At 22.0% G+C, this 13,664-nt stretch carries 13 protein-coding genes; all 13 read left to right on the top strand.

Annotation, left to right across the window (positions count from 1 at the left end):
- The first annotated feature begins 2 nt into the window (after positions 1-2).
- The 13 genes from STABA_RS03010 to STABA_RS03070 all read left to right on the top strand — a co-directional run bounded on the left by STABA_RS03010 (position 3) and on the right by STABA_RS03070 (position 13,636).
- Positions 3-344: a hypothetical protein gene (locus STABA_RS03010; RefSeq protein ID WP_156006400.1), complete on the top strand. Its 342-nt coding sequence runs from the start codon at positions 3-5 to the stop codon at positions 342-344.
- Between the two features lie 54 nt (positions 345-398).
- Positions 399-1,283 carry a riboflavin kinase gene (locus STABA_RS03015; RefSeq protein ID WP_156006402.1) on the top strand — a complete coding sequence of 295 codons (885 nt, stop codon included), beginning with the start codon at positions 399-401 and terminating at the stop codon, positions 1,281-1,283.
- Between the two features lie 19 nt (positions 1,284-1,302).
- Entirely contained in the window at positions 1,303-2,208 is a 906-nt protein-coding gene (locus STABA_RS03020) for a deoxyribonuclease IV (protein WP_156006404.1), read from the top strand.
- Between the two features lie 537 nt (positions 2,209-2,745).
- On the top strand, positions 2,746-3,888 hold the full coding sequence (locus STABA_RS03025; protein ID WP_156006406.1) for a hypothetical protein: 1,143 nt from the start codon (positions 2,746-2,748) through the stop codon (positions 3,886-3,888).
- Between the two features lie 106 nt (positions 3,889-3,994).
- Complete coding sequence (locus STABA_RS03030; RefSeq protein ID WP_156006408.1) at positions 3,995-4,396, top strand: transcription antitermination factor NusB; 402 nt, start codon at positions 3,995-3,997, stop codon at positions 4,394-4,396.
- Positions 4,397-4,415: 19 nt separating this feature from the next.
- Entirely contained in the window at positions 4,416-5,861 is a 1,446-nt protein-coding gene (locus STABA_RS03035) for a hypothetical protein (RefSeq protein WP_156006410.1), read from the top strand.
- A gap of 13 nt (positions 5,862-5,874) precedes the next feature.
- Positions 5,875-7,149: an exodeoxyribonuclease VII large subunit gene (xseA, locus tag STABA_RS03040; protein WP_156006412.1), complete on the top strand. Its 1,275-nt coding sequence runs from the start codon at positions 5,875-5,877 to the stop codon at positions 7,147-7,149.
- A gap of 3 nt (positions 7,150-7,152) precedes the next feature.
- Positions 7,153-7,359, top strand: a complete 207-nt coding sequence (xseB, locus tag STABA_RS03045; protein WP_156006414.1) for an exodeoxyribonuclease VII small subunit — start codon at positions 7,153-7,155, stop codon at positions 7,357-7,359.
- 9 nt (positions 7,360-7,368) lie between these two features.
- Entirely contained in the window at positions 7,369-9,015 is a 1,647-nt protein-coding gene (locus tag STABA_RS03050; RefSeq protein WP_156006416.1) for a 1-deoxy-D-xylulose-5-phosphate synthase N-terminal domain-containing protein, read from the top strand.
- Positions 9,016-9,120: 105 nt separating this feature from the next.
- Positions 9,121-10,824, top strand: a complete 1,704-nt coding sequence (locus STABA_RS03055) for a hypothetical protein (protein WP_156006418.1) — start codon at positions 9,121-9,123, stop codon at positions 10,822-10,824.
- Positions 10,825-10,834: 10 nt separating this feature from the next.
- Complete coding sequence (locus tag STABA_RS03060) at positions 10,835-11,659, top strand: TlyA family RNA methyltransferase (RefSeq protein WP_156006420.1); 825 nt, start codon at positions 10,835-10,837, stop codon at positions 11,657-11,659.
- Complete coding sequence (locus STABA_RS03065; protein ID WP_156006423.1) at positions 11,634-12,968, top strand: Y-family DNA polymerase; 1,335 nt, start codon at positions 11,634-11,636, stop codon at positions 12,966-12,968. Before STABA_RS03060 ends, STABA_RS03065 begins: the two co-directional genes overlap by 26 nt.
- 23 nt (positions 12,969-12,991) lie before the next feature.
- Positions 12,992-13,636, top strand: a complete 645-nt coding sequence (locus tag STABA_RS03070) for a SprT-like domain-containing protein (protein ID WP_156006425.1) — start codon at positions 12,992-12,994, stop codon at positions 13,634-13,636.
- Positions 13,637-13,664: the final 28 nt, after the last annotated feature.

A 13,664-nucleotide genomic window follows, 5' to 3' on the forward strand; every position in this document is an offset into this window, starting at 1 on the left:
TTATGTTAAATAAGAAAATATATAGTATAGATGAAAACTTAAAACTAAACACTGATAAGATTTATTTTACTAAATCAATAAGAAGTTGCGCTCATGAATACATATCTATGGATATAAGAGATAATCATTATAAATGTACCAATGAGGGTTGTTGAATGAAATTTTGGATTAGAACTAAAATAGATTTTTATGTATTTCAACATCGCATAGTTAAAGACTTCGATTTTGATTTATCTGAAAAAAATTATATAAAAAGACTTAAATTGGAAATTAAAAATGCTAAAAATGCTAAAAAATTAAAAGAAAAAGAGCTTAGAAATAAAACTTTAATTAAACTCTTATAAAAGAGTTTTTTTTATATATTCATTAATACTAATTATAATATTTGAGGTGAGAATATGACAAAAGTATATTACTACAATAGTTTAAACAAAATTTTATTGAATTTAGATGATTCTATTTGTTTATTTGCGAATTTTAATAATTGATATAACTATGAAAATTTGCAAATAGAGCAATTAAAAAAATATGCTAAATCTTATGGCTTAAAAACAACATTGTTATTACCTATAAATAGTGAATCTCAAAATAAAATTTGAAATAATAAAAATATTGTAAAATTAGCAAAAAACTTAAAAATAGATCAACTTGTTTTTTATTATGTAAATTTTGTTGTTAATAGTTTTTCTGAAGATGACATACTTAATAATTTTAAAAATACTTTATCTATAAAAAAAATACTTATAACTAGTGATTATCAAAACGCTTATTGAGAAATTTTAAATAGAAGATTTTTCGAAAAAAAGTGAGAAAAAAATTGTATTATATTTAAAAGTGAGCAATTTAAAGACGATTATAAAAGAATATATAAAAAATTAAAAGAAAGTGATTTTAATGGTTTTAAAAATTTAACTGGTTTTGATTATGAGATAAGTGGAATTATATCCGAAGGAAAAAAAATAGGAAGAACAATAGGGTATCCAACAATAAACATCCTAATTGAAGATGATCTTCCTTTAACTTATGGGGTTTATGGGGTTGAAACATATTTTGAACAATTAGATAAAACTTTTTTAGGTGCTGCTATGTATTGAAAAAACGATTTAAATCAAAAAGTTTTAGAAGTATATATACTTGATTTTGATAAAGATGTATACGGATGATCGGTTGATATAAAATTATTAGAAAAAATAAGAAATCCAATAAAAATAACTTCATTAGAAGATTTAAAAAAAATAATTAAAAATGATGTAGATCAAATAAAAAAAATATGAAGAAGATAATTATAGAAGAAGGTATATTATGAATGATAAGTTTTATTTAGGTAGTCATGTGGGTATGAATGCAAAAGGTAAGTATTTAATTGGTAGTGCACAAGAAGCTATAGATAATGGGGCAAATACATTAATGTTTTTTACAGGAGCACCACAAAATACAATTAGAACAGAAACTAATAAATTAAATATCAAAGAATTCAAAGAATTATTAAAAAATAACAATATTGATATAACCAAAACACTTTGTCATGGCCCTTATACAATTAATTTAGCAAATACAGTTAAAAAAGAAACATATGAATTAGGAGTTAGACTTTTAAAAGAAGAACTTTTAAGATTAGAAGCAATAGGAGTGCATCTTGTCGTATTGCATCCAGGAGCAGCTGTTGGAGCAGAAAGAAAAGTAGCTTTAGATAGTGTTGCTAAAGGTTTAAATGAAGTTTATGATCAATTGCCAAACTGTCCTGTAAAAATTGCTTTAGAAACTATGAGCGGAAAAGGTACAGAAGTTTGTATTACATTTGAAGAAATAAAATATGTTTTAAATCAAGTTAAAAGAAAAGAAATGGTAGGGGTTTGTTTTGATACTTGTCATATGCATGATGCTGGGTATGATATAAAGAATAATTTCGATAATGTAGTTGATGATTTTGATAAATTAATTGGATTAGATAAATTATTAGCTATTCATTTAAATGATTCAAAAAATATAATTAATGGGCACAAGGATAGACATGAAAATATAGGTTATGGATATATTGGTTTTAAATCTTTATCTAATATAGTTCATAATCCTTTATTCAAAGAAATACCAATCATTTTAGAAACTCCTTGAATTAATGGAGTAACTAGTCCGTACAAAAAAGAAATAGAAATGTTAAAAGAAAATAAATTTGTTAATAACTTTGGCATGGATATAATTACAGATTAAAAAAATGAACTTTATAAATAAGTTCTTTTTTCAATATCATTGAGTTATTTAATTTTTCAATATACTTCTTATTTTTTTGTTATAGTCTACCATTATTTTTTTAATTAATAGTTTTAATATTGAAAATAGGATTAATGAAGAATCAACTCACAAAGCACATTTATCACTATGCTATTCCATCTCATTAATATCTATTTGATAATCTTTAAAAATAATATCTATAATAGCTTTGTAATTTTCTAAACATATTTTTTCTAATGTCATAAATACATCATTATAACAAAATATTTTTTGAAATTTACTAATATTATAAAAAAGATTTCCTTTATTTTTCGATCAAATAATTTTTCAAAATTTTAATTGTTTAATAAATGAAATAAACTCTTCAAGTCACTTAAATCTCTTATTTATAATAACTCGCAGGTTTTTATCATTTTATAAGTTTTATATTAATTTTTTTAAAAAAACATTTTTATAAAAATTAATATTTTTTTTTATTATAAGGTAAAATTACTATTAAGAATAGGTGAAAATTAAATGAAAAAAATTTTAACTTTATTATCATCGTTAGGTTTGATATTAACTAGCGCTGCTCCAAGTATAATTTCTTGTAAAGCACTTCCTGTTAATAGAGATTTTAAAGATGTCGCTTCAGTAGAAGCGTTATGAGATACAAAAATAGTAAAAACCATTTCATTAACCTCTGTAAGTGATGTTAGTGATAAAGGGGTCATTTTAAAATTAAATAAATTAGCTAAAAAAATAAAAGAACTTGTAGAATATCGTTTAAGTCCAGGAACGGTTGAAGATTTTAAAAGTAAAAAACCAAAATTTGAAATAAGATATTTGGATAATCAATTAGGGATTGGAGATCCTGAATTAGAAGATAATATTGAATCTTCAAAAAATATCACAACAATAGTTAATAATTTATATGATAAATATGGCGAAAATGGCAATTTTGAATTAAAAATGAGTTTCATATTAATGATTGATAATGACGCAACAGGAAAAGAAACTGGCAAAGTCTCAAAATATAAAGGTTTAAAATTTTTTTTAACAAGCAAAGCATCATTTGAATATGATAGAGAAACAAAAAAATTTACATCAAATAGTAAGTATAAAAAGTATAAAAATAGTCAAGAAGCAATAACAGAAAAATCTGATTTAAAAAAAATTAATAAATTAGAAGAAAATCAAATGGAACCAAACAAAACAGCTTTTACAGAGTTGACAGATGGTATTTTATATTTAGATGATGACCAATATTACAATGATAACGTTGATAATATTCAAAATAGTTTAATAAAAAATGAGAGTTATGTAACTGGTTGAATATATAAAAGTTTACTTAGAAAAATTGATGAATCAAATTACAATAATTATATTTATCAATTTTACAGTCAAAAAGATATAAATGTTGTTAATGATGAGGAATGAGAAAGTTATACAATTAAAAATATATTGAATTATGAATTAAATTATTGAAAAAAAACTAGTTCTGATTCATCGGATAAAAGTTTTGAATCAAGAGTTTTGGGAAAAAATCCTAAAGATCCAAGTTCTGATGAGGCAAATCAACTTAATAATTTAGCTTCAAAAGGCGAAGCTATGTTTGAAATATTAGACCAAAAAATTAGAGTTAAAACAAGTGTTGTATGAGAAGAAAAAGCAACCTAATAAAAAATTCTTAGAACCTTAATTTATTAAGGTTTTTTTATTTTATTACTATTTAATTATCTTAAAGATAATTTGCTATAATTATAGATATAACAAAAAGGATAAAATGGAAAAAAGCGTATCTTATTTAAAAAAACAAAGAAGAAATACAGTTCAAATTTTATACAAAGTTTCACTTTTAAATGAACAAATAGACAAAATAAAACAAGAACTATTAGATAATACTCAATTTGAAGAAATAAATGATGATTTATCTGCGTATATAACAAATGTTTTAAATCAGTTTGATGATTTAAAACAAGAACTAAAAAAATACATTCCAAGTAACTGATCGTGAGAGAGATTACCTAATATGATTAAAGCGATTCTGATATCAAGTGCATTTGAAATTATAAATAATATAAATCCAAAAGGTATAGTTATAAATGAATCACTAGACATGGTCAGAGAGTTTTTACCTAGCTGAGACACAAACTTCGTGAATGCTATTTTAGATAAATTAAATTAACTAAAAAAGGAGTAAAGTTATGAAAATAAATAAATTTGATGAACTAAAAGAAATCTTAAATACTTATAAAAATAACTTTACACAAAATTTTAAAAAGCAATTAGCAATTAAGTTTGAAGAAAACGTGGTGCCTAACAATATTTCAAATTTAAAAATTGATTTTTTTAATTATTTAAGTTTCAATTTTGTAAATAGTTTTTTAAGTCAGTTTAACAAAGATAATTTTAGTTTGTTAGAAGAATATTTTAATAGTTCACAAAAAAAATTAGAAAATAGATTAATAAAAAAAATAATTATTGTAACTGCTAAAAAAATAGAAAGAGATAATAAAATAATAATTGATTTTTCTAATGCTTTAATGAGATTTAATTTCAACTTGAAAATAAAAAATATCGATTGATATGGTGAAGAATTTTTTTATAAAGATATTTTAAAATATGAAAGTTTAAAAACAATACAACAAAAGTTTAAAACTAGTTTTTTCAAATTAGATTTTGAATCTCTAACTGATAAATTAGTTCAAAGTATTGATAAAGTTAAAGTTGAAGAGTTGTGAAAAGATTTTTTTATAAAAAAAATCATGAGTTCATTAGAGAAGTTTATGTTTATACCAATAAGTTTAGAAAATTCTCATGCATTTGAAATCGAAACAAAAGTTTTAAAAGATTTAGATCAAAGTACAATGATTATTTTTATAAATAATGTAGAATTTGATGATCTTTATAAAACAAGTTTTTTAAATAGTCAAAAGTTATTTGAAAATATAATTAGATTAGACGTTCCTGTATTTACTATTGGAACATATAAGGATTTAAATTTAATAAATATTGTAAGTAAAAAAAACTTTGATAATGAGTATGTATTTTTATCAGATTTTAATAATATTTATGGAACAAAAGAAGAAAAAGTTTTTGAAGAAAAAGAAAATACAAATACATTAAATATGTATTGAGATGATATTTTATCATCTAAGCAAGAAGATGAAGAAGATTTATTTTCAGAAGAAATAATAAATCAAAAAAATAATGAAGATTTATTGAAGACGGAAGCATTTGAAGAAACAAATAATTTAATAGAAGAAAAAGAAAAAAATAATACTTTAAAAAGTTTTTTTAGTCTTTTTTTTAACGATTATATTAGTGAGGGTGAAGAAATTATACTAGAAAATTTAGAAAAATATAAAAGTATGTTATTAAATTTTAATAATATGTTTATAGAATTTTGAAATAAAGTAGAAATTGAAATAGGTAATGTCGATGAAGAAGAAGTAATTTTTTTTAAAGAAAAAATTTATAAGAAAAACATTATGGATTTATATAATCACATAAGCGATAATTACTCTCAATATAAAAAATATTTTGAAGCAAGTTCAATAAGTTTAGAAAAATTATGTAAACTTTATCACCTATATATAAAAGTTATAATAATATTAAATAATATTGATTTAGTTTATAAATTTAAATAGAAAGAGTGTAGTAATGAGCGAACAAATCATAAATGTTTCTGAATTTAATAAAAAAATAAAAATGTATTTAGAAAAACCAATAGATTTTAAAAACATTTCAGTAAAAGGTGAAATTGCAAACTTAACTTATAATAAAGTTGGTCATATATATTTTTCCTTAAAAGATAGCACAGCTAGAATTGAATGTGCTATATGAAAATTTAATGCGTATAAATTTAAAAATTTAAATCCAATTGAAGGAGATGAAATAATAGCTATTGGATCTATTTCGTATTATGAACCAACAGGCAAAGTCACATTTACAGTAGTAGATATAAAAATTGATGGTATTGGTGAATTAGCAATTTTATACGAAAAAAGAAAAAGAGAATTAGAGCAATTGGGGTGATTTTCTAACGAAAATAAAAAAAATATTATCAAAAAACCTTTAAATATTGGAATAGTAACAGCAGCAACAGGAGCTGCTGTAAATGATTTAATAACAACAATAAAAAGAAGATATCCAATTGTTAATATATATATATTTCCTGCGTTAGTTCAAGGTGAACAAGCTGCAGAAGATATTGCTAAAAAAATAAAATTAGCAAATAATTTTCATTTAAAATTAGATACATTAATAGTTGGTAGAGGTGGAGGAAGTTACGAGGATTTATGAAGTTTTAATGAAATGCCGGTACTTGAAGCTATACACAAATCAAACATTCCAATAATCTCTGCAGTTGGGCATGAACCAGATAATACAATATCTGATTTAGTAGCTGATGCAAGAGCATCTACACCTACGGCAGCTGGAGAATTAGCAACACCAGATAAGAATAACTTAATTAAAATATTAGATTCTATACAAAAAGATTTTGGAAAAATTGTATTGAATAAATTAAATTTATTAAAAAAAGAGATAAATTTAAGTGAAGTGTTAATTAAAAAAGATTTAAAAACAAAATTTGAAAATATAAAAATAGTGTTAATGCAAGAATCGAAAAAAATAAATACCACTATTATAAATAAATTATTTAATTTAAAAGATTATTTATTTAATTTAGAAAATAAAAATAAAAAAAGTTTATACGAAAAGTTCAAAGCATTAAAAAATGATTTTGATTTTGAAGAGAAAAAAATTAATATTTTAAATCCAAAAAAACCATTAGAAAAAGGTTTTGTGATTTTAAAACAAAACAAAAATATAATTTACAGTGTCAATGATATAGACAAAAATAATAATGTTACTGCGATTTTAAAAAATGGAAATTTAGATTTAAAAATACTTAAAATAGATAAGGAGAAATAAAAAATGGAACAAAAAAATTTTATAGAAAATTTAGATAAAATAAAAGAAATTTCAAAAAAACTTGAAGATCCTAGTACTTCAATGGAAGAAGCTTTAGAACTTTATAAAATAGGTACTGAAAAAATTAAAAAAGCTAAAGAACAATTAGAAACAATTGAAGGAGAAGTAAAAAAAGTTTTAGATGATAATTCTTTAGAAGAATTTAAATAAGAGGACAAAATGAAATTAAAAGATGTAAAATGTTTTAAAGATATTTATAAAATCTTTGATAAAAAAGAACTTGAAGAGTTAAGTGCTGATGTTAGAAAAACTTTAAATAGCATAGCTAATAGTCAAGGAGGGCATATAGGTAGTAGTTTGGGAGTTGTCGAACTAACTATTGCATTGATATGTTTTTTTAATGTTGAAGATTCTATTTTTTTATTTGATACAGGACACCAGTCACATGTTTACAAACTTTTTACAAATAGAAAAGATACTTTTAATACTTTACTAAAATTTAATGGTTTATCTAATTTTCAAGAAATGAAAGAAAGCGAGTATGATTGAATATCGAATGGTCATAGTGGAACTTCTTTAGGATATGCTTATGCTTATTCGCTATCTAATAGCAAAAAAAATATTATCTCAATAATTGGAGATGCTTCATTTTACGGCTCTTATACCAACCAGGGATTAATAAATTTAATAAACTCTCCGCATAAAACGATAACTATTATTAATGATAATGATCAATCAATCGGCAATAACTATATTTCAATAAAAAATATGAAGCAATATTGTAACTCTTTAGGTTTTGATTATATAGAATGTTCTGATGGACATGATTTTACAAAACTATTTGCTTCAATAAAAAATGCTAATGATTCTGAAAAACATGTTATTTTACATATAAAAACTGCAAAAGCAAAAGGATACGATGGTGTAAAATTATTAGATTGAAATCATACGATAAAAGAAAATACTGATTTTTCATATCAAAAGGAAATAGCGAATTTAATAGAAGAAATTTTTGATAATAACTCAGTTTTACTTTGTCCTGCGATGCTAAACACAAGTATGTTTGATAATTTGAAAAAAAAATGACCCGATAATGTAATTGATTGTGGAATAAATGAAGAATTGTGCGCGTTGATAGCAAGCGGTTTTGCTAAAACTGGCAAAAAAGTATATATTTCTATTTATTCAACTTTTTTTCAAAGAATATTTGATCAATTAGTACATGATATTGTTAGAAATAATCTATCAATAGTATTTCTAATTGATAGGGCAGGTTTAAGTTACAGCGGGGGAGTGAGTCACCATGGAATCTATGATGTGGGTTTAGCTAAATTTTTTAATAATAATATTATTTTTCATCCATTCACAAAAAAAGATATAGAAGATATAAAATTTATTATAAAAAATAATGAAAATACAAAAAAACAAATATTTATAAGATATGATAAAGCAAAACTTACAAATATAAACAGTAAATTAACAAATTATGATTATATTTGAGAAGAGTTAATTTTTGCTAGTAAAAATAATAAAACTTTAATAACATATGGAACTAATTTACAAGATTTTTATAAACTTGTAAATGAAAAAAACTTAAATATAAACTTAATTAATGCAAGATTTATAAATCCTATAGATAAAGAAATGCTAGAAAAACATAAGAATAATAAATTATACGTATACGAACACATAATAGGAAATAATAACTTATATTTAGATGTGTATAAATATTATAAAAATGAAAAAAAAGATATTGTAAGTTTTAATATAAAAGATCCATTAATAGGTCACGGCAGTAAAAATGATGTTTTAAAAGAACAAAATTTAAATTTTGAACAGATTTTAAAAATAATTAATGATGATTAAAATAAAGCGCAAATGTGCTTTTTTTATATGTAAATTTACTATTAAGTTATTATTTACTATATATTAACTTGGTATAATAAATATGATATTTATTAGAGGTGATTTATGCAAAAAGTTGGAGAAAGAAATTACTTTTTAGAAAAGTTGTTAAAAGATAGAAAGATTAATGATTTACTTAAAAATCAAACTTCAAAAGAGAAAATTGATTTTTTAAGTAATTTAGATGAAATTAGAAGGGTTCTTCACATTAAAGAAAAAAATGATAAAAAAATATATGATCAATATAATAAATTAATTGTAATTCCAACTGGTAGTGAAGAAACTTTAATAAGAGAACTAAATCAATTTAATAAAGCTATGTATAAAAGCTATCCAGAACATTATACTTTAGATATTCCAACACCCGAAGGAAAAGAACCGTATGTAATAAAAAAACCTAAAAGATATAATATAGAAAAAGAATTACCTAAAAATATTTTAAATTTATCAAACCCTTATAAACAAGATTCAAGTTTAGATTTAGAAGAAACATTAGAACAAAAAGAATTATTTGAAAATAAAAATAAAGGTATAAATATATTAAAATTAAATATAGAAATTGCTTTGAAAAATTTGGACTTAATTGTAAATACTCATCAAACATTAAAAGAATATAAACAATTAATTAAAAAAATTATAATAGAAAATAAATTAATTAATAAAAAAGAATTTATAGAAATGATTGAAAAAAATTTAACATATAAAAATATTATTAAAAAATTCAAAGAATACATTTATTTAAGTGAAAAATATATAAAAAATAATAATGAGTTTATAAATTTGGTAGAAAAAACTATAGAAAAAAATAAATATTTTTTTATTTCAAAAGATGAGAAAAATAATCAAGAAATAAATCAATTTAATAATATGGTTTTAAATTCTGTAACTAAAAATAGTTTGTTTTCTGATAATATAGAAGAAATTTTAACTAAGCGAGATTTATACTATAACTGTGAAAATAAAAATGATAATGATGATGTAGAAATAGATTTAGATGATGTTGAGTTAAGTAAAGATTTTACAAACGAAGATATTATTCCTGATTTAAATAATTTAGAATTAGATAATGAAGTAAATAATTTAAATAAGGAAGAAAATTTAGATTTAATTTATGAAAAATCAGATAATCAAAAAAATGAAACATATTTTTTTAAACTTGCTGAAAATATAGATAAATCAGAAATAGAAAGAGAAGTTGAAAAAGCAAATACAAATGTTAAAGAAGCATATGATTTGCTTGAAATACTAGAAGAAATTTTAATTAAAGAAGATAATAAAGTAGAAAATAATTTATTTAAAAATAAAGATGAAGCTAAATGAGATTTACTTGCTAGTAAAAATTATTTAGATGATATTATAGATGATAAAGAATTATTAAATAAAAAATATGAAACAATAAAGCAAAAAGACATTTTAAAAAATAAAGAAGAAATAGTTGTAGAAAATGAATTTGAAAAAAATAAAAAATTAGATGAAATAAAACACAACTTAGAAAAAGGAGAATATGGAAAATTAAAATTATCTAAAACTATGAATTTGACATGTTCAAAGTATATGAATAAGTTAGATAGTTTAAAAAAAGGATTTGAAAAAACATACGGTTCTGAAATGTTTTACAGAATTAAAAATTTAATTATACAAGAAGGTGTATTGTATAAGAATTTAGATACTAATAATGATGTAAAAAAATTAAAAAATAAAAAATTTAAATTACAAAAATCAATTTTGAAAAGACAAAAAGTAAAAGATTGATTTAGATTTAAAAATTAAGAGGTAAAAAATGAAAGAAAGATTGGATCAAATTTTAATAAATAAAAAATTATTTGAAAACAGAAATAAAGCAAGAAGTTTTATCGTTGACGGTAAAATTATAGTTAATAATGAAAAAATTATTAAACCAGGAACAATGTTTGATCCAGAAAAAATAATACTACAAATTATTAATAATGAAAAAACTTATGTAAGTAGAGCTGGTAAAAAATTAGAAAAAGCTATAATAAACTGAAATATAGTACTCAAAGATAAAGTTTGTCTTGACATAGGAAGTTCAACAGGTGGATTTACAGATTGTTGTTTATCTTTTGGAGCTTCATATGTATACGCAATTGATGTTGGTACAAATCAATTAGATTGAAAATTAAGATCTGATTCAAGAGTTAAATCGATAGAGAAAACTAATTTTAGGATAGTAAACTCAAATTACTTTGCTAAAAAAATAGATTTTTTTTGTTGTGATGTAAGTTTTATTTCAGTTGAAAAAATTTTAATTCCATTAAAGGATATAGTAGAAGAAGGTGTTGAAGGAATAATTTTGATAAAACCTCAATTTGAATCTGATAAAGATGACATTAAAAATGGTAAGATTAATTCAAAAGGAGCACATAAGAAATCAGTATTGAGAGTTATTGGTTATTGCCATAAAAATAATTTTATGATTAAAGGAATAAATTTTTCACCAGTACTTGGTAATAAGAAAAAAAATATTGAATATCTTTGTTACATTAAAAAAAGTAATGAAAAGAATTTTATTTTTAATGAAGAATATGTTAATAATATTATAGAAGAAAGTTGAGATTATTTTGCAAATAAAAAGAATAAAGACTAAAGAAAAGGTTATTTTTTTATTAGATATGGATGCTTTTTTTGCAAGTTGTCATGTAGCAAGAGATCCAAGTTTGAAAGATAAAAATCTAGTTGTAGCATCTCCTAATAGAAGAGCTATCATTACAACTGCAAGTTATAATGCAAGAAAGTTTGGAATAAAAGCTGGTATGCCGATCTTTAAAGCAGAAGAATTATGCAAAAATATTTATAGAGTTGATAGCGACTTTGCTTTATATATAAAATACTCACAAATGGTTTTTGATGTTATATATAAAAATTTTTCTCAAAAAATAGAAGTAGCTTCTATTGATGAATGTTATATTGATGTTACTCATGTCTGAAAAAAATATGGTACTGCAAAAAAATGTGCAATTGTTTTAAAAAATATGGTTTATGAAAAAACAGGTTTAACTTGTTCTATTGGTATAAGTTCAAATAAATTTTTAGCTAAATCTTGTGTTGATTTTAATAAACCTAATGGAGTTTCGATTTTATTACCAAAAGATATAGATAAAGTTTTATGACCTTTAGAAGTAAAAGAAATGTTTATGGTAGGAAAAGCTACAGAAGAAGTTTTTTTAAAAAATAATATTTTTACTATTAAAGATTTAGCTCAATCAGATGTAAATAAAATTTATGAACTATTAGGCAAAAGAGGTCTTACATTATGATCTTGAGCAAATGGTTATGGTAGTGATATAGTAGAAAAAGATGAAAATGAATTTAAATCAATAGGAAATGAATTCACCTTAAATTACACAACTACAGATACAAAAGAAATTGAAGAAATGATTTATGAATTAAGTTTAAAAATTTGTGATCGAGCTAATAAAAGATTTTTAAAAGGAAAAACTATAAGTATAATCTTAAAGTATGAAAATGAAAAAAATTATAATTTTAATGCAACCGAGCATAAAAAACATAAACATCATCAAGCTGGTTTAGAACAATATACTGCTGAGGTAGAAAAAGTTTATTCTGTAGCAAAAAATTGTTTTTATAATACATGGACAGGAGAACCTATTTTGTTGATTGGTGTAAGATTAAGCAATTTAATTGATGATATAAATGATAAAAAGCAATTATCTTTAGGTGATGTTAATTTATATGAAAGAACTAATCTAAATGATATACAAAAAATAATTTATGATTTAGAACTAAAATTTGGAACTAAAAAAATATTTACTGGAGATAAGTTAATTAAGTATAATAAGAAAAATAGAGGTCAAAGTAAATATTTAGAAAATGATGATGTACATATTTCAAATAAACAAGTTGTTGCAAAATGAAGTAAAGAAAAAAAAGATTAGTATATTTAGAAAGGTTATTATTTATGAATGAAATAAAAATAGATGATATTATATTAGAATTAACTTCTTTACATAGACAATTAAATCATCTATTGTTCAACAATGAATTAAAAGAATTAAAGATAAACGTAGCTGACAATATTAGATCTAAAAATAAATTAACTAAGGGTCACTTTGAACCACGAAGCAAATGAGAAGATGAAGATATGCAAATTATTATTTGAACTTTATCTTTAAATGGAGACCCTTTTTATGTAATTGAAGTGTTAATTCATGAAATGGTTCATCAATGAAATTATCAAAACAATATTAAAGATGTAGAAAATAATGGAAGGCATAATAAAAAATTTAGAGATGTAGCTATAAAAGTGGGTCTATCAATTCCTAAAACAATAAGAGGAGAAGGAATAAACGATCATGGTAAAGGATTTAATAGAACAAGCATTTCAAAAGATTTAATGAAAATTTTAGAAAAAGAGCTTGATTTCAATAGGGAAGTGATGCAATTTAAACATCAGTACGCACTTGATTATGAACCAAAAAGTTATAATAAAAGATTCAGTTATTATTGTGCATGCGATTACTATAAAAATGTTAAGTTTACAATTAGTAAAAAATTAAATATTTTATGTAAAGACTGTAATGTAACGTTTAAAATAGAACAATAAAGTGTATATTATAATATACACTTTATTG

The sequence above is a fragment of the Spiroplasma tabanidicola genome (genome assembly GCF_009730595.1).
GTDB lineage: Bacteria > Bacillota_I > Bacilli_A > Mycoplasmatales > Mycoplasmataceae > Spiroplasma_A > Spiroplasma_A tabanidicola.